The organism is Methylobacterium carpenticola (assembly GCF_042748905.1).
Classification (GTDB): Bacteria; Pseudomonadota; Alphaproteobacteria; order Rhizobiales; family Beijerinckiaceae; genus Methylobacterium; species Methylobacterium carpenticola.
Window position 1 is genome coordinate 4,910,477 of record NZ_JBHZEO010000001.1, and the last position, 18,156, is coordinate 4,928,632.

Annotated in this window: 16 protein-coding genes; all 16 read left to right on the forward strand. The window is 69.1% G+C overall.

What is annotated here, in order from left to right:
- Positions 1-5 precede the first annotated feature (5 nt).
- The 16 genes from ACE101_RS22765 (at position 6) to ACE101_RS22840 (ending at position 18,098) form a co-directional block, all read left to right on the forward strand.
- Positions 6-1,451: an SGNH/GDSL hydrolase family protein gene (locus tag ACE101_RS22765; RefSeq protein WP_379134455.1), complete on the forward strand. Its 1,446-nt coding sequence runs from the start codon at positions 6-8 to the stop codon at positions 1,449-1,451.
- 3 nt (positions 1,452-1,454) lie between these two features.
- Positions 1,455-1,889 (forward strand): hypothetical protein, encoded by a 435-nt coding sequence (locus ACE101_RS22770; RefSeq protein ID WP_379134458.1) that lies wholly within the window; start codon positions 1,455-1,457, stop codon positions 1,887-1,889.
- Positions 1,890-1,910: 21 nt separating this feature from the next.
- Positions 1,911-2,852, forward strand: a complete 942-nt coding sequence (locus ACE101_RS22775) for a phage tail tube protein (protein WP_379134460.1) — start codon at positions 1,911-1,913, stop codon at positions 2,850-2,852.
- A 2-nt stretch (positions 2,853-2,854) separates the two neighbouring features.
- Complete coding sequence (locus ACE101_RS22780; protein ID WP_379134463.1) at positions 2,855-3,271, forward strand: hypothetical protein; 417 nt, start codon at positions 2,855-2,857, stop codon at positions 3,269-3,271.
- Positions 3,272-3,324: 53 nt separating this feature from the next.
- Entirely contained in the window at positions 3,325-3,522 is a 198-nt protein-coding gene (locus ACE101_RS22785) for a DUF7697 family protein (protein WP_379134466.1), read from the forward strand.
- Positions 3,509-7,093, forward strand: a complete 3,585-nt coding sequence (locus tag ACE101_RS22790) for a phage tail length tape measure family protein (protein WP_379134469.1) — start codon at positions 3,509-3,511, stop codon at positions 7,091-7,093. The genes ACE101_RS22785 and ACE101_RS22790 overlap by 14 nt, the downstream gene beginning before the upstream one ends.
- A 3-nt stretch (positions 7,094-7,096) precedes the next feature.
- Positions 7,097-7,471 (forward strand): hypothetical protein, encoded by a 375-nt coding sequence (locus ACE101_RS22795; protein WP_379134472.1) that lies wholly within the window; start codon positions 7,097-7,099, stop codon positions 7,469-7,471.
- A gap of 3 nt (positions 7,472-7,474) precedes the next feature.
- A complete protein-coding gene (locus tag ACE101_RS22800; protein WP_379134474.1) occupies positions 7,475-8,023 on the forward strand; it encodes a DUF1833 family protein in 549 nt (182 codons plus the stop codon).
- Entirely contained in the window at positions 8,020-8,427 is a 408-nt protein-coding gene (locus ACE101_RS22805) for a glycoside hydrolase (RefSeq protein ID WP_379134477.1), read from the forward strand. Before ACE101_RS22800 ends, ACE101_RS22805 begins: the two co-directional genes overlap by 4 nt.
- Positions 8,424-13,745, forward strand: coding sequence for a host specificity factor TipJ family phage tail protein (locus ACE101_RS22810; protein WP_379134480.1), 5,322 nt, complete (start codon positions 8,424-8,426; stop codon positions 13,743-13,745). Before ACE101_RS22805 ends, ACE101_RS22810 begins: the two co-directional genes overlap by 4 nt.
- The gene (locus ACE101_RS22815; protein ID WP_379134483.1) at positions 13,742-14,170 is read left to right on the forward strand and encodes a hypothetical protein; all 429 of its coding nucleotides are present in this window, start codon (positions 13,742-13,744) and stop codon (positions 14,168-14,170) included. Before ACE101_RS22810 ends, ACE101_RS22815 begins: the two co-directional genes overlap by 4 nt.
- The gene (locus ACE101_RS22820) at positions 14,163-14,381 is read left to right on the forward strand and encodes a hypothetical protein (RefSeq protein ID WP_379134486.1); all 219 of its coding nucleotides are present in this window, start codon (positions 14,163-14,165) and stop codon (positions 14,379-14,381) included. The genes ACE101_RS22815 and ACE101_RS22820 overlap by 8 nt, the downstream gene beginning before the upstream one ends.
- Positions 14,374-14,580, forward strand: coding sequence for a hypothetical protein (locus tag ACE101_RS22825; RefSeq protein ID WP_379134489.1), 207 nt, complete (start codon positions 14,374-14,376; stop codon positions 14,578-14,580). Before ACE101_RS22820 ends, ACE101_RS22825 begins: the two co-directional genes overlap by 8 nt.
- A gap of 41 nt (positions 14,581-14,621) precedes the next feature.
- Positions 14,622-16,898 carry a hypothetical protein gene (locus ACE101_RS22830; RefSeq protein ID WP_379134492.1) on the forward strand — a complete coding sequence of 759 codons (2,277 nt, stop codon included), beginning with the start codon at positions 14,622-14,624 and terminating at the stop codon, positions 16,896-16,898.
- Between the two features lie 10 nt (positions 16,899-16,908).
- Complete coding sequence (locus ACE101_RS22835; protein WP_379134495.1) at positions 16,909-17,274, forward strand: hypothetical protein; 366 nt, start codon at positions 16,909-16,911, stop codon at positions 17,272-17,274.
- Positions 17,275-17,408: 134 nt separating this feature from the next.
- Entirely contained in the window at positions 17,409-18,098 is a 690-nt protein-coding gene (locus tag ACE101_RS22840) for a YoaK family protein (RefSeq protein WP_379138862.1), read from the forward strand.
- The last annotated feature ends 58 nt before the right edge of the window (positions 18,099-18,156 follow it).

Below are 18,156 nucleotides of genomic sequence, written 5' to 3' on the forward strand. Positions count from 1 at the left end.
CGCCCATGCGTCGGATCGCATCCTGGCTCCTCGTCGCGCTCCTCGCCCTCGGGCAGGCAGCAGGTCTCGCCCATGCCGCCGGCCCGTCTGGCAGCGGCGTCGCCGCCTCGGCTCTCATCCCCACGCCTGCATCGCGGATCTGCGGGCAGATGGGAGACAGCCGCACGCAAAACGGCGGCGCGGTCATCTCCGGATCCTCGCAGCCCTGGTCGGCGACGCAGACCGAAGCCAACACACCGGTCTCGAAGAGATCGAACGGCTACCAGTTCTGGGTTGAATTCCTGACCTATGGGCGGATCCAACTCCCGCTCTCGCTCAACTTCGGCGTCACGGGTGACACCGCGGTCAACATGTTCGTGACCTCGGCCTCGACACGCCTCGACGTCGCCATTCAGCGCACGCTCGCGGCCGGCGGCTCGTGCATGGTGCTGTGGGCTGGCACCAACGACTGGACCGGGGGCGCCGCCTACACCGACGTGATCAACGCCTACGAGGCGGCCATCACCAAGGCGCGCGCCGCCGGCCTGCTGGTGATCTTCATCACCGACACCCCGCGCGGCCACAGCTCGGCCACGAGCGCCCGGCTGTCGACCACCAACCTCAAGCGCATGCTGCGCGCGGTGCAGTGGCTGCGCGACCAGCGCAACCGGCCCGGCGTCTACATCGTCGATGGGATGCGAGATCTCGCCGACCCCGCCTCGACGGTGGGCGACTGGCGCAGCTCGGACCTCACCTCGGACGGCACCCACCTTACGGCGATGTCCGCGGCCCTGCTGGGTCAGCAGTTCGTGGCGATCGCCAACGCCCTGCACACGCCCGCCGCCTACCTGCCGGCAGCCAACTCTGACCTCTACGATGCTACGGACAACCCGCTCGGCATCATCACCGCCAACCCGATGGTGGACGGCACCGGCGGCTCCCTCGGCGGGAGCGCCACCGGGCAAGTCGCGACAGGGTGGTCCGCCCTCTACAACAACCTGACCGGCTACACGCTGGCCTACAGCAAGGAGACCGTTGCCGATCCCGACACGGGCGCGCCGAAGGTGTGGCAGGCCCTCACCATGTCGGGCACCCCGACCGTCGCCAACACCTATGCGGGCGCGACGCAGACCATCTCGCTGGCGACCTACCCGGTCGGCACCCGCCTGCAGGTGGTCTGCGAGGTGATGTGGGACGCGGGCCTCGCCAACATCGAGGGCATCCGCGTCGGGATGGAGGGCGGGCGGACGAACGCCCCGAACTTCTGGCTGGTCTACGCGGGCAGCGTCGGCGCGGGCGGCAAGCCGATGGATGGGTCGCGGGTCTATCGCGGCCTGATGGCGACCGAGCCGTACACGCTCGCCTCCGACATCAACTCGGTCTCCATGCAGTTCCGCGTCAGCCCGATCCAGAACGCGGCCATCACCGCGAAGATCTACTGGCGCGCCTGCGGCACCCGCATCGTGCAGTAGCCCATGCCCAGCACGCGCGAGCGGGTCATCCAGGCCGTGGCCGACCTGCTGAAGGCAGCCCTGCCGAAGGCGGACCACTTCCGCAACGAGGTCAAGCCGCAGACCATCTCCACCGGTGGCTTCGTCAACGTGGACGATGGCGACCCGGGCGAGCCCGAGGTCACGCTGAACCCGCCCATCTACATCTACGAGCACCAGATCCCGGTCGACGTCGCGGCGAACAAGACCCGCACCGTCTCCGCCGAGGCCCGCCTCGACACCATGCTGCAGGCGATCGGTGCGGCGGTCGCGGCAGACCGGACCCTCGGCGGCCTGTGCGACTACCTCATGGTCTCGGCGGCGACCACCGAGCCTCTGACCGCGGAAGGCGCCGAGGTCTCCCGCTCCGCCCTGATCGGCATCACCGCCGTCTACGGCACCACCGATCCCCTGAACTGATCACCGCGAGAGGAGAGCACTATGGCCCGAGCCAGGGGCGCGAACGCCATCATGGCGGCTGCCTTCGAGACGACCTACGGCACCCCACCGGTCAGCGGCTTCCGGAAGCTCCCCTTCGTCTCGTCCAACCTCGGCGAGGAGCAGGGCCTGCTGTCGAGCGACCTGCTCGGCTATGGCCGCGAGCCGCTCCCGCCGTCGAAGGACGTCATCAACAACGACGGCGACGTGGTGGTGCCGATCGACCTCAAGAACTTCGGCAACTGGCTGAAGCTCTTCATGGGGCAGCCGACCTCCACCACCGACACCGGCACCACCACCCACGTGTTCACCTCGGGGGCGGTCAACCTCCCGTCCATGACGGTCGAGGTGGGCCTACCGGAGGTGCCGAGCTACGGCCAGAACTACGGCGTCCGCGGCAACACCATGCGCGTCCAGATGCAGCGCTCCGGCCTTCTGACGGCGACGCTCGGGCTGATCGCGCAGGGCGAGAACAAGCTGAACGCCTCGGCCGCGGGCACCCTTGCCGAAGCGACCATCGAGCGGTTCAGCCCGTTCCAGGGAGCGGTGACCCGCGGCGGTGTCGCACTCGGCTCCGTCGTCTCGGCCGACTTCACCTACTCGAACCAGCTGGAGAAGGTGGAGGTCATCCGCGGAGACGGCCGGATCGAGGACGCCGACCCGGGCATGGTGATGATGACCGGCAGCCTCGCGGTGCGCTTCGCCAACACCACGCTGCTGGATCAGGCCACCGCCGGCACGCCCGTCGAGTTCACGTTCGGCTGGGTGACCGACGCCTCGCGCTCCCTCGTCTTCAAGGTCCACTCCGTCTTCCTGCCGAAGGCCAAGACGCCCGTGACCGGTCCGAATGGTGTCCAGGCCACCTTCAACTGGCAGGCCGCCAAGGATCCGACCGTGGGCCGCACGGTCACCGCCACCCTCATCAACAACGTGCCGAGCTACTGAAGATGCTGCGTCTCGCGTCGTCCGCCGAGCCCTCCTGGCTCGATCTCCTCCCCGGCGTCCGAGTGCGGGTGCGCCCTGCCTCCGTCGCGATGATGCTCGCCGCCCGGGAGGCGGTCGGCAAGGTCGTGCGCGGCGACGATCGGGAGGATGTCGACCTGCGCACCAACATCGCCCTGGTGGGTGAGCTGGCCCGCCGGGCGATCGTCGAGTGGGAGGGCGTCGGCGATGCCGATGGCGTGCCGATCCCGGTCACGCCCGAGCACGTCGACCGGCTCATGGAGCACTGGCCGGCCTTCGACGAGTTCGATACCCGCTATGTTGGCCCGGCCCTCCGGAGGGATGCGGAAAAAAACGCATCGTCGAGCTCGCCCAATGGCACTTCGGAGGGGGCACCGATTACTGCGGCGCCTGCGGCGTAGCGTGCGACGAGTGCCCCTACACGCTTCACGCGCCGGAGACCGATGAGGGCGTCGTGGCCTGGTCGGTGATCCAGCGCTGCGGGGGGCAGATCCGGGCCGGCTTCGGCGGGCCCTACGCGCTCGATTTCGGGGCCATCTTGCTGATGGCCGAGGCGATGGGCGGAGCATCGCCGCTCCTCGCCGACGTGCTGCCTCGGATCGAAGCCGTGATCGTGAAGGCCTACCAGAAGGACAGCGATGGTGGCGAATAACGTCGCGATCCGCCTCGCCGTTGAGGGCGGCGCCGAAGTTCGGCGGACCTTCGACGATGCCGGCCGCGCGGGCCAGCAGGCCTTCCAGGTCGTGGCTACGGCGGCCGACGCCGCGGGAGCGGCCACGGACCGGCAGACCGCCCGCTACCAGCGTCTCGCGGAGGCAGCCCGGCAGGCCGAGGCCCAAGCCCGCGCGCAGGCCAATGTGAATGCCCTGCTCGGTGTCAGCACCCCGCAGCCGGGCGCCGCGCGCGCCTCCGCGTCGGTGTTCGAGGAGCAAGCCCGGGCAGCAGAGGCGGCGGCGACGCGCGTCCGATCGGCCGGCGACAGCTGGCGGGATCTCGGCGCCACCGGCCGCGCCACGCTGGCGCAGATCGAGACCGACCGCGCCCGGGCCGAGGCGAATGCGCAGGCGTCCCGCCGGCTGGGCTCGCTCGGGGTGACGCCGCAGGCCGCCAACGAGAATGAGGGTGGGGCGCGGCGTCTGCGAGCGGACGAGATCCGGAACCTCATCTTCCAGGGCGGCGATGTTCTTTCATCGCTCGGGAGCGGCGCCAGCCTTACCACCGTGGCCTTCCAGCAAGTCCCGCAGATCGCTCAGAGCTTCGCGGGCCCGGGCGGCGCGAGCGTGAAGGGAGCGCTGACGCAAGCCGGCGAGGCAGCATCGGGCCTTGCTGCTCGTGTCGGCCTTCTCGGCGGCGCGATCGGCGTCACCACGGTCGCGGTCGTTGCCGGCGGCGCGGCCCTGCTCAGCTTCCAGAGCCGGATGCGCGAGATCGATCAGCTGCTCGCGGGTGCCGGACGCGCGTCCGGCGCGAGTGCGCAGCAGGTCAACGCCGCGGCCGTCGCCATTGCGGCGTCCGGCAATACCTCGGTGCGCGAGGCGCGCACGATGGCCGCCACCTTCGCCTCGACGGGGCGGATCGGCGCCGAGATGTTCGTGGACCTCGGCCGGAGCGCGAAGGACTTCGCGGCGACCACCGGTCAGGATGTGGCCGACGCCACGAAGGAGCTGGCGCAGGCCTTTGCGGATCCGGTCAAGGGCGCCCAGACGCTCAACGAGCGGCTCGGTTTCCTGAACGCCCGGACGGAGGAGACGATCCGAACGCTCGCCGAGCAGGGTGACCGCCTCGGCGCGCAGCGCGTGCTCTTCGACGCCTACAACGCCAGCCTGTCCCGGGCCGCCGACCTGACCACGTCCCTGGGCGATGCCACCAGCGCGTTCGGGCGCGTGTTCGCGAACGTCTTCGACCGGATCGGCGAGCGCGTGTCCGACGCCTTCGGTGGCGCGACCATCGATCGGCAGATCGAGCTGCTCGAGGAGCGGCTGAAGAACGTCCAGCGGGACCGGGCCGGCGTGTTCGGCTACGTCCCGGGGAGCTCCAGCCGGTTCGATGCCGAGCAGCGGGACATCGAAAGCCAGCTCGCCAGATTTCGCGCCACGCAGGCGCAGCAGCAACAGCAGCGCATCCAGGCGCAGGCGGCGCAGAACAGCCGCCTGGTGATGGGCTTGGTGGGGCAGATCGACCCCACCACGCGCGACGTCGACACGCTGCGCAACCGCGTGGAGCTGCTGCGTAAGGCCATCTCAGATCCGGTGAAGTTCGGCCTCGACGCCCAGCAGCTTGGGCAGGTGCAGGCGGCGTTCGAGCGGCTTCAGAACCTCGCCCGGTCCGCCCGAGAGGACATCGAGCGCTATGGCAGCACCTCGGCGGCGACGGCGCTACGAGCCGCGCAGGATGCCAACCGGAACGTCGGGCTGAACCCGGTTGACCGGGCCATCACCGAGCGCGACCAGCTGCTGCGGACGCAGCTGCGCGACAAGGGCCTGGACCAGCTGCCGACCCGCGAGGAGGTGCTTCAGCAGCTCGCGGCCCGGGCAGGAAACGACAACCTCGACGCCCGCGAGCTGCAGAGCCTGACCCAGGAGCGTGACACGCGACTGCGCAGCATCGACGAGCGCAACACCCTGATCGAGACGGCGCGCGTCGAGACAGACCGGATCCGGAAGGAGGCCGAGGAGGCCGCCAAGCGCACGGCCGTCAGCCAGGACTTCATCTCGGCGATGATCAATGCCGAGAGCCGCGGCGACGCGAACGCTCGCAACCCGCGGTCCAGCGCGACGGGCCTCGGCCAGTTCATCGACAGCACGTGGGAGCGGCTGTTCCGGCGCACTTTCCCCGAGCGCGCGGCTGGGATGGACCGGGACGAGATCCTGGCGCGCCGCACCGATCGTGACGACAGCATCGCGCTGATCCGGGTCTATGCGGAGGAGAACCGCCGGGCGCTGGAGCGGGCGGGTCTCGATACCTCGAACCGGAACCAGTACCTCGCGTGGTTTGCCGGCGCCCAGGGCGCGGTCAACCTGCTGCGCGCGGACCGGAGCGCGTCGGCTGAGGAGATCCTGGGCTCGCGCGCGGCCGCGGCCAACCCGAGCATCATCCCAGGCCGGACCGCCGGACAGGTCATCGACTGGGCGGACCGGACCATCAACCGCAACCAGTCCGGCATCCGAGCAACCGAGCGCTCTGCCGACGTGCTGCGCTCGCAGATCACGCTCACCGACCAGAGCACCGAGGCCGAGGCGCGCCGGCAGAAGATCCAGGACCTCCTCAACGACGCAATCGAGCGCGGCACTGAGGTCGGCCGCCAGTTCAACACGGCGCAGGCGCTGCTCGCCGCCGACAGCTCAAAGCTGACCGACACCGCCCGCAACGAGCGTCAAGCCATCCTCGACGTCGCGAACGCCTATGCGACATCGACCGCCGCTGCCGAGCGCTCGCGCCTTGGCCGAGATCTCCTGTTCGAGCGGGCGCAGATCGGCCGGACGGACGGCGAGCAGCGCATCGCGTCGCGGCTCCGTAATTCCGGGCTCGGTCTGGATAGCGCGGAGGCCGAAGCGATGCGCCTCAACGACCGGCTGTCCGAGACCAAGAGCCTCGCGAAGGAGGCTTTCAGCGGCTTCACGTCCGACGTGATGCGGGGGACCTCGGCCCTGACCGCCCTCACCAACGTGATGCAGCGGTTCGTGGACCGGGCGCTCAACTCGTTCATCGACAAGGGCATCTCGGCCATGTTCGGCAGCGGGTCGGGCTCGTCGGCGGAAGCGGGCACCGGCATGGGCGGCTTCTTCTCGTCCATCGGGAAGGCCCTCGGCTTCGCGGACGGCGGCTTCACCGGCCCCGGGGGGCGGTACGACGTCGCCGGCTTCGCGCATCGCGGCGAGGTCATCTGGAGCCAGGATGACGTGCGGCGCTGGGGTGGGCCCTCTGTTGTCGAGGCGCTGCGAACCTCCCGCGGCTACGCCGATGGCGGGATCGTCGGCCGGGAGCTGTTCCCGGTGCCACGGTTCGCCGCGGCGTCGAACGCGCCCGGCTCGGCCATGCCCGCCATCAACTTCATCACGCCCCCCGGGATGGCCCTTGAGGCAGACGGGCCGCCACAACGGCGCGCGGACGGCTCCTACGATCAGGCCCTCCGGACCGTCGAGCGAGGTGTCGCGGGTCGCGCTCAGAACGGCCGCGGCCCGTTCCGGCAGGCGGTCGGCGGCGCCTGGTCACGGAACGGCTGATCCATGGCGATCCCCTCATGGCCGTCGAGCCTGCCGGCGCTGCGTTCCCGGGTGCAGGAAGCCGGCTCGAAGGCGCTCCACGCCGCCCCGCAGGTCACGAACTTCGATGACGGCCCCTCCCGCCAGCGGCGCCGGTCGCTGTACGTCGAGACGCCGCTGAACATGGCGATCCGCATGACGCCCGAGCAGTTCGTGGCGTTCAAGGCGTTCCACCTCGTCGGGCTGAACTCGGGGGCGCGCCGGTTCACCGGACCGGTGCAACTGCCGGACATGAGCATCGGCACGCGCACCTGCCGGATCCCGGGCGAGGTGTCGTGGTCCGCCGCCAAGCGCAACGAGTACCTCGTCTCCTTCACCCTGCTGGTCCAGGACTGGTGATCCGTGACGCTGAAACTGGCGCTCCAAGAAGCCTACGCCTCGGGCGACGAGGAGGGCGTGATCATCGACACGGTGCAGATCGACCATCCCTCGCTCGATGCCCCGATCTACCTCGCGTGCAACATCGACAGTGCGCTCGGCGACCCGGGCGACACCATCGGGCTGCCGATCGAGGAGGGTGGCGCGAAGGTCCCGCACCTGCTCTGCGCCTTCGCGGTGATCCGGCCCGGCGCCGACGAGGACGGACCCACGGACGGCAAGCTCCAGATCGACAACGTGTCGGACCTGCTGCACGACCTGCTCAAGAACGCCGTCGGCTACGACGCCGAGGTGCTGGTGAGCTTTCGGCAGTACCGGGTGCTCCCAGGCCACCTCGACGACGTGACCGGGCCCGACGACGACACGCTGTCCGGGCTGGAGCTGACCTCCTTCGAGGTCACGGCCGCGCAGGCCGAGGGCACGCTGTCCTGGCCGGATGGCCGGCAGCAGAACGTCCCGACCGGGCCGCACGCCTTCTTCGACCGCGACGAGTACCCGAGCCTGTTCTCGTGACCCGGGCGGACTTCCTGAGGAGCGTGCGCGGCCGGCCCTACGACCGCGACGCGCTGAACTGCTGGCAGCTGGCGAGCCTCACGCAGTGGACCTTGTTCGGGCGCGTGCTGCCGGCGGCGGATCCCGCGCTGGTGGCGGACGTCCCCGAGCGGGTGCGGGTGCTCGCCACCCACCCCGAGCGCGCGAACTGGCGCGAGATCGCCGCGCCGGTCGATGGTGCCCTGGTCCTGATGGGCCGTGGGCCTGGGAAAGAGGAGCACTGCGGGACGTGGCTGGCCGATGACGGCGGCCTGATCCTGCACACCGACGAGCCGCACGGTGTTGTGCTCGACCCGCCCCTGGAGATCGTCCAGGCCCGGCGGTGGCGGCTCACCTACCTGATCCCTGCACAGGGCCACGAATGACCCTCGTCGTCACCGCCAACGTCGTCGGGAAGGTCCGCGGCACCCCGGTTCGCTTGCCGAACCGGCGCCGCCGCCTGTCGACGATCGTGGCCCGTCACAAGCCGGCGGACGGGCGGCGCTACGTCGTGTCGGTCCACCGCGGCGGCACGGACGTCTACCAGCCGAACGACCGCACCGTGCGCCTTCGCGCGGCCTGGAAGCACACCCTCGTCGGCCCAAACGACACGGTGCTGATCACGGTCGTACCGATGGGCAAGGGCTTCGCCTCGATCGGCCTCGCCATCGCCTCCATCGCGCTGATTGCGCTCGCGCCCTACGCTGCCCCCGCACTGGCCGGCGCGGCCCTCGGCCTGCCGGGTGCGGCCACCGGCACCCTGTCCTTCGCGATCCAGGCCGGCATGGTCCTCGGCGGCGTCGGCCTCTCGATCGCCGCGCAGGCCTCCTCGGCCGCCAAGACGCGCAAGGAGCGCGAGGTCTACAGCCTCACCGGCGGCGGCAACGTCCCGCGCCCGGGCGCCCGCAAGCCGCTGCTCTACGGCACCTGCTGGTCGGCTCCGCCGCTGAGCCAGAAGGACTATATCGGTTACGACGGTGACACGATGGTGCTGGTCAAGCGGATGACGCTCGGCCTGGGCAAGTTCCAGATCCATCAGGTTAAGGTCGGCGATGCGCTGTTCTGGACCGAGGACGGCGGGATCCAGCCGCCCTTCAGCACCACCACCGCCGGCCCCTCTGGCACCGCGATCGAGTTCCTGTACGAGCAGCCCTCGTCACTGGCGAGCGGCGACGTCGTGTCGAGCGACGCGGTGGCGGGCCAGCAGCTGCCGCGCCCGGGCGGCAATCCCGAGTGGACACCCTGGTTCCGCGCCCAGCCGCAGGGCGTGACCACCGACCAAGTGCAGGTCAACTGGACGTTCCCACGGGTCGAGCGGCAGTCCTCCGCCGGCCGGCAGGTGCCCGGCGCGGCCGGCGCCGTGTTCCAGGCCCGCCGGATCGATCCGACCACGGGCAACCCGATCGGCGAGCCCTTCGACATCGTGCGCCAGGACGAGGGCCTCGTCCTCGCCACCACGCCGCTCCGGCGCACCGCGCTCGTCCGCTGGCCCGAGCAGGGCGCCTACGAGGTCCGCGGCCAGAACCTCCACCCCGCCAACGTCAACATCAACCAGGTCAACGACGTGACCTGGGACACGCTGATGGCGTTCGAGGACGACATCCGTATCCGCCCGCTCACGACGGAGGTGGTGATCCGGGTGCGGGCCGGCCCGGGCCTGACCATCACCGCCTACTCGGACATCACCGTCCAGGCGACCCGGATCCTGCCGGTGTGGGACGGCACGACGTGGACGGAGCAGCCGACCCGCAAGGCGGTTTGGGCCTACTGCGACCTCGTGCGGGCGAGCTACGGCCTCGCTGCCCCCTCGGGCGTCGATGCCGACAAGGCGCTCTATTACGCCAACCTGCTGAGCGCGAACGACACCTACGACGGCGCCCTGCCGGAGGTGTCCTCGTTCTGGGAGGCGGCGGGCCAGATCCTGCTGCCGATGCGGGCCGACGCCATCAAGGTCGGGGCCGTGCACAGCTTCGTGCGCGACGAGAGCCGGGCCGAGCCGCGCCACGTGCTCACCCGCCGCCAGATCGTGCGCGACAGCGCGAGCGCGACCTACAAGACCAAGGTCGAGGGCGGCGACGTCATCGTGGAGTTCGACCGCGACGGCGATCCGCGCCGGCCGGACGAGGTCCGCTACAGCTACGGCCCACCCTCGCGCACGCCGAAGCGCTACCGCGTCGCCGGCATCACGGATGGCGTGCACGCCCTCAAGCACGCGAAGTGGCTCGCGGCCGTGGCCGTGTTCCGCGGCGCCGAGCGGGCGATCACGACGGAGTGGGACGGGCGCCTCGTCTACCCGGGCGACCACATCCTCTCCGACCTCTGGTTCTTGCAGGGCAAGCAGGTCTACGGCGTCGCCTCGGCCGCCGGCAACCTGCTCACCCTCGACGTGGACGCCAACGTGCCCACCGCCTGGGGCTACGGCTCCATCCGGACCCGGGCCGGCCGCGAGTGGGGCATCCTGCGCATGCGCGGCCAGGGCGCCCGCGGGCTGGAGTTGCATCCGGACGACGTGATCGCGGCGGCTGCGCAGAGCGGGATGCAGCTCTCCGCCGTGCTGGCGCGCGACACCCAGGACCCGACCACGGTGGTGCTGGGCGAGCTCGTGGAGCTGCAAGAGACCTACGTGGCCCGCTCGGCGATCCCGTCCGACGCCGACCACGTGCGGATCGAGATGGTGCGGGACGACGCCCGGGTCTGGCAGCTGCTGGACGAGGACGTGATCGCGCCCGCGCCGGTCAACGCGGACAGCCTCGCCGAGCCGCTGGTGCCGCAGATCTCGGTACTGCACGCGCGCTGCTACCGGATCGAGACCGGGATCGAGGTGGCCTGGGGCGTCTCGCCCACCCGCGGCGCGCGCACCTATGAGGTCGAGCTGTCCTACGACAACGGCGTGACCTGGGAGACGATCTCGCCGACGAGCCCGGCCTCGAGCGGCCGCGCGCCGATGCGGCAGTCCGAGCAGCCGGTCACGGTGCGGGCGCGGGCCTACGGGCGCACCGGCCTGCATGGCGAATGGGTGTCCACCACCTTCACGACGGTGGCGCCGGTCGTCCAGGGCGAGCTGATCGAGGATTTCTCGGTCAGCCACGCGAAGATGACGGCGCAGCTCCAGAAGGAGATCGCCGACATCAACGCCAAGGGGCAGGCCACCCTCGCCCTCGGGCAAGTCACGATGGATGACGCGCTCGCGGCGATGAAGGAGGCGCTGGCGCTCGCGAACGACCACGGCGCCGATGCCAACGCGCTCGCGGAGAGCGCCCGGCGGATCGCCGCGGAGATGACCCGGACCGCGCTCCAGATCGGCCAGGGCACGCAGTTCGACGCCATACGGCAGATCGCCGACGCCTACGACCGGCTCGCGGCCGAGATCGCGACGCAGCGCACCACCACCTATGAGCAGCGCCAGCTCACCAAGGTGCAGCTCGGTCGCAGCTTCGCGGCCATCGAGCGCACCGAGCGCGCGAGCGTCTCGCGGGACGACGCCCTGGCGTCCGTTCAGACGGCGCTGTCGGTCCGGCTCGACACCGCCGAGGGCGGCATCGTCGGCAACGCGACGGCGATCCAGGGTATCAGCGCCCAGGTCACGAGCGCGGAGGGCGCGCTCATCTCGCAGGCGCAGTCGATCACCACGCTCGGCTCGCGCATCGACGCCAACGACCTCTCGATCTCCGGGCAGGCCACCGCGACGCAGCAGCTCACAACCCGAGTGAAGGCCACCGAGGACAACATCACCTCGAACAGCTCGGCGATCACCCAGCTCCAGAACACGGTGTCGACGCAGGGCGGCCTGATCACCGGACAGGCCACGGCGATCGGCAACCTCACGACGTCGGTTGCGGCGAACGGCTCGGCGATCACCGCCGTTTCCGACCGCACCACCGTGCTCGAAGGCAAGGTCACCACCCAAGGCGGCACGATCACCGCGCAGGGCACGGCGATCGACCAGCTCAAGACGGACGTCAGCGCCAACGCGGGTTCCATCACTGCGGTGTCGAACCGCACCACCGCGCTGGAGAGCACGGTCTCCACACAGGGCGGGCAGATCTCGGGGAACGCCACCGGCCTCTCCAATCTCACGACGCGTGTACAGGCGGCCGAAGGGAAGATCACCTCTCAGGGCGAGAGCATCACGTCGCTCCAGTCGACAGTGGCGACGCAAGGCGGGCAGATCTCCGGCACCTCCACGGCGCTCGGCACGCTCACCACCCGGGTGGGCACGGCCGAAGGCAAGATCACGTCTCAGAGCGAGGCGATCACCGCGCTCCAGTCGACAGCGTCGACACAGGCCGGGCAGATCTCCGGCAACGCGACCGCGACCAGCAACCTCACCACGCGCGTCGACACGGCCGAGAGCACGATCAGCGGCCACACGAACTCCCTCAAGTCGCAGGGCGACACGATCACCTCTCAGGGGCAGGCGATCACGTCGCTGCAGTCGAGCGTCTCGACGCAGGGTGGCCAGATCAGCGGCCTCACATCGTCGGTCTCGTCCCTCACCACGCGCACCGAGACGGCCGAAGGCAAGATCACGACACAGGGGCAGGCGCTCACCACGCTCCAGGGCACGGTATCGACGCAGGGTGGGCAGATCTCATCCACCACGACGGCGGTCAACAACGCGTGGGTCGTGATCAACAGCCACGACGGCATCATCGTCAATCAAGGCAAGGATATCTCGGCCCTCAGCTCCACCCTGTCGACACAGGGTGGGCAGATCTCCGCCAACGCGAGCGCGATCAGCGGGCTCACCACGCGGGTGTCCAACGCCGAAGGCGTCAACTCCTCGCAGGCCGATCGTATCGGCGCCCTGGAGAGCACGACGTCGACACAGGGCGGCCAGATCACCACCAACGCGCAGGCCATCAACAGCCTGCAGACCGTGACGTCGGTCCACGACACCACCATCCTCTCGCAGGCGCAGGACATCTCGTTCCTGTCCAGCAAGGCCAACACCCTCGACAGCAACATCACCGCGGTCGCGACCACGGCGTCGAACCTCAGCACCCGGGTCTACAACACGGAGGTCGGTCTTAACGCGGTCGCGGAGACGACGTCGTCCCTGACCTCCACGGTCGGCGGCCACACCTCGACGCTGACCACCTACGGCTCATCCATCAACGGCCTGCAAGTCCAGTGGGGCGTGACGGGCTACATCGACGGGCAGAGCGGGGGCTTCGTCTTCCAAGGCATCCGTCGCCTGGATGGGGCTGTCGAATACAGCGTCCGCATCAGCGGAAGCTTATTCGTTTCGGAGAGCATTCAAGGCTGGGCGCTCGCAGGTGACAGCATCATCGTCCGGACGGCGCAGATCGGGACCCTGATCGTCGGCACCTCGAACATGCAGAACCGGGCGATCTCGCAGATCGCCGTCGAACTCACGGGGCAGGCGACTTCACAGCTCTCGGTGACCACGCGCGCATCCGATAGCGTCATCAAGCTCTCCGCTCTCAACTATGGCACCGGCGGCGCGCAGAACCCGCGGTCTTACAATCCGGGAATGCTCAGTATCTACAGACAGAACGACGGGACGCTGGTCGCTCGAACGAACAACTCCTTCGCCTATGAGGGCAACGTGGTTTACTTCGGCCCCACGCCCCTTCAGACATTCCAAGTTGTCGGCGCCGGAACTTGGACGTATTTGGCTGAAAACACCTGTTCGGTCCCATCGGCTATGTATTTCGAGATCCTGGTGCTCGACAAATGATTGGCCCCTCTATCACGAGCCTCACCGAGATCCTTCCCTTCGTCCGGTATGCGGACGACGGGACGATCCTCAGCTCCGGCTCCATGGCCAAGGGCCATATCGAGGCCGAGCGCGCCGAGACCGGCCGCATCCTGCAGACCAGCGGTCGCCCCGATACCCACTACATCGACCTCTCCGGCGAGGAGCCGCGGCGGCGCACGAAGTCGAGCTGCCCGGCCACCCTGGACGGCCACACGCTCCGCAACCTGCCGATCCCGTGCAATGTCGAGGTGTCAGTCCCGCTCTACGACGCGCCCCGGGTCTACCGGATCGCGAGCCCGGCGGACCTGACCCTCTCGTTCGAGCACCCGGGCTCCTACCGCGTGCGCGTGATCAGCGCGCCGCACACGCCCGGCGAGTTCACGGTGGAGATGCCCGGTGCCTGAGACCGTCATCCACCACGCGACCTCCTACGCCGATCACCGCCTCGCCGAGTACCCCTCGGTCGGCGATCAGCTCGACGCCCTTTCGAAGATTGCCCTGGCGCTCGAAGCGCAGGGCATCGTCCTGCCGCCTGATGCCATGGCGGTTGTCCACCGGTGCGCGGACATCAAGGCGCGCTACCGCAAGCCCACGAATGGAGAGACCCATGGCTGAGAAGAACCCTGTGACCTTGATCCAGAACGCGAACGGGCAGGTTGTGGCGGTGAAGATGGGCGGCGGCGCCGCGGTCCCGGTGATGATCGCCGGCCCGCAGTTCTCCGCTGGCCAGATCAACCTGACGCTGACCGTCCCGAACGTGGACTTCAGCTACGAGATGCAGGGCCAGGAGCCCACGCCGCCGGCCGCCTCTTAAGCGCGGGCCGAGAGAACCTGTCACCGGAGCCCTAAGCGACCATGGCCAATCCCGATAACTCGATCTCCATCGCGACGGGATCTCTTGTCGTCTCCGGTGCGGTTACGGCGTTCAAGGCCGCCGAGTGGGACATCCTGCACGTCGGCAACATGGCGGTGCCGATCGAGTTTCAGGTCTCGACCAGCGAGCTACGGCTCAAGTACCCGTGGCCGGGGCCTGACGTCGTCGGGCGCCTGGACTGGCGGATCAACAACTGCGGTCCCTACTGGACGTCGGCGGGGACCGTCGCCCGGCGGATCAACGACCTCCTCGACAAGATGGAGGCCGGGCCGATCAAGTGGGACGCCGCCGGCACACTGGCGGAGCGCGACGACTACAACGGGCAGCCGGTCGGGTTCCTGTATCTCGCGATCGAGCCCGACGCGGTGTGGACCCTCTACACCAAGCTCGCCAACTTCGGCCTCCCCACCGACTGGAGCACCGGGCAGGCGCTCGTCCTCACCCCGACGATCACCGAGGAAGCGCGGGCCTCCCGGGACGATGCCGTGGCTGCGGCAGCCGCGGCCGACGCCGACGCCGCGGCAGCAGCGCAGAGCAAGGCGGACGCGGCGGCGATCTATCAGCAGGTGCTTGCCACGCCGCAGGCGGTGAACTCTGCCACGGTCACCGGCAAGGCGCTGTTGAGCGCGGCGAGTGCGGCTGCGGCAGCCACCGCGATCGGACTTGGTGCGGCCAGCAATGTATCTTTTCGCACCCTCGAAGTCGGCCGCACAGATGGTACCGCCTCCACTCCGTTCATCGACTTCCACTCCAGCGGCAATAACACCGACTACGACGCGCGGATCCTTGGCTCGGGCGGGAATGCAACGGTCGGCCGAGGCAACCTGACCTTCTACGCGGGTTCCGCCAGCTTCACCGGGTCGATTAGCGCGGTCGGTTCATACACTCTCGACGGCGCGGCCGGGAGTTTCCGGACGATTTACTTCAGATCCGACAGCGTGAACCGCTGGACGATCTACATCAACAACACGGCCGAGAGCGGAGGCAATGCGGGATCCAACTTCCGCATCAGCCGCTTCGCCGACGACGGCAGCACCTTAGGGGATCCTCTCTACATCGATCGCGCAAGCGGGCGCACCGGGGTGATCGAGCTGGCGATCAATCAGGCCGCGGGGAATGACCGCCGGGTGATCTACCAGTCCAACGGCACAACCCGCTGGACAGCCGGGGCCAGTCCGGCGGCGGAGACCGGATCGAATGCGGGCTCGAACTTCAACATCGCCCGCTACAGCGATGCCGGAGCCTTCATCGACACCCCGCTGACCATCGATCGCGCGAACGCCCGCACCACCTTCACCGAGATGGCCCTCAGCAAGCCGGCCGCGACCCCTCGGGTGTTCTGGTTCCAGTCCGGGGGTTCGCACCGGTGGTCGCTCAGCCTTAGCGAGGAGGCCGAGGCCGGCTCTAACGCCGCCAGCGATTTCCGAATCAGCCGCTACTCCGATGCCGCCTCGCTGCTCGACCGGCCCCTTGTCATCGAGCGCTCCTCGGGGCGCACGACGGTCACCGATCTGGCCATCAGCAAACCTGCCGCCACCACCCGGGCCCTCTGGTTCCAGTCCGCCGGCGCGAACCGGTGGTCGATCAATATCAGCACCGGCGCCGAGAGCGGGTCCAACGCCGGCAGCGACTTCCGCATCAGCCGCTACAGCGATGCGGGCGCGGGCGTCGATGAGCCCCTGTCCATCAACCGCGCGACCGGTCGCACCACGCTGACGGATCTCACCGTCACCGGCGATACCCGGATGCAAGGGACGGTGAACCACATCATCCCGGCCGCCTTGACCGGCTTCCGTCTCCAGGGCTCGGGCAAGACCAGCAAGATCGAGATCCACTCCTGGCTCACCAACAGCGCCTACAACGCGCTCTCGCAGGTGGATGACCAGGGCATCTTCTTCTACGGCAGCGCCGTCGATAGCAACACGGCCAAGGGCTTCGTGATCGCTCCATGGTCGGCCAGCGCGGCCGGCGTGCGTATGGATTACACGGGCAAGGTCGGCTTCAACAAGTCGAACCCCGTGGTGGCGGTCGACGTCGTCGGCGCTATCGCGGCGACGGCCGGCGTGTCGGTCGGCACCACCCTGCAGCTCGGCTCGTACACGGTCGCGACGGTGCCGGCCGGGACCGCCGGCATGATGATCTACGTGAGCAACGCCAGGAAGAACGGCGAGGCCGCCGGCGCCGGGACGGGTGTGGCAGCCTACTACTCCGGCGGCTCCTGGCGCCGCACGTCCGACGACACTGCAATCGCAGCCTGAGGGGAGATCGATGAGCGATCCGTTCCTGTACGAGTTCCTGTTCCGCGGACGGCCTCCGGGCGATCCCGAGTTGCCCGCGTGGCACGTGGTCATCGGCCAGTATGTCAGCCTGCCCGGCAGCGAGCCGCAGTTCGTGTCGAGCGGCCCCCTCACACCCGAGAAGGCGCAGGCGGCCGGCTTCCCCTTGGACGTGGTGATCGGAGATCTCGCGACGGCCGCGATGGTCGGACGGGATGCCCTGGCCGCCGAACTCGCCACGGCCCGCCAGGAGCGTGACGCCGCAGTCGAACGCGCCGACGCGCTGGAAGCTCAGCTCGATGCGATCCAGGCTGAGCGCGAGACCATCGCGACGGCCGCGGTCGAGGAACAGGTCTAGGATCAAAACTCGGGCCGCTCGACCGCGCGAGGGGGGGGCTGCTTCCGACCTTTTGCGGCCCCTCGGAAGGTCCGCTTTCCAGCCGCTTGGTGGATGAAGCCTATAATCGGGTTGGGCGCTGAGGAGGCCGATGCATCGTGTCCGCGCACACTGCTAGAGACACCGCGATTGGTTCCGGGCTCGCCTTCGTAGCCGGCTTCGTGGACGCCGCCGCCTTCATTGCTCTGACTGGCCTCTTCACGGCCCATGTCACCGGCAACTTCGTCCTGATTGGCGCGGAGTTGATCTCTACCTCGACCGGCGTCCTCGCGAAGCTGCTTGCCCTACCAATCTTCGTCGTGTCTGTCGCCATCACGCGCCTGATCGCCCTGGCCCTTGAGCGGAGAGGATCGTCGCCGCTTCGCCCCTTGCTGGCACTCGAAGCTTCCGTCCTGATCACCTTTGCTATTGCGGGTGCGGCCATGTCACCGCTCGGCTCACCGGATGGCGCTAAGGCAATCGGCGTCGGCATGCTCGGGGTCGCCGCGATGGGTATCCAGAACGGGATCGGGCGTCTGGTGATCGGCCACTTGGCGGCGACGACCGTGATGACCGTGAACGTCACGCAGGCCGTGATCGATCTCACCGACCGCCTGTGCGGGGCGAGGCTCAGTGAGCAGGTCAGCACCCGGCTGCGGCGCACGCTGTCCGCCGTGCTGGCGTTCGCGGCAGGCGCACTCGCAGGGGCGTTCGGTGTTGCCGCCTTGTCCTTCTGGAGTGTGCTCGTGCCGGCCTTCATCCTCGTCGTCCTGCTGATCGTTCCCGACCAGAAACCGGGTTCGTGAGCAGCAACTTCGTAGCGAAGCGGAACTTCCGCTTCCGGATGAGAGGTCGAAGTCCGCC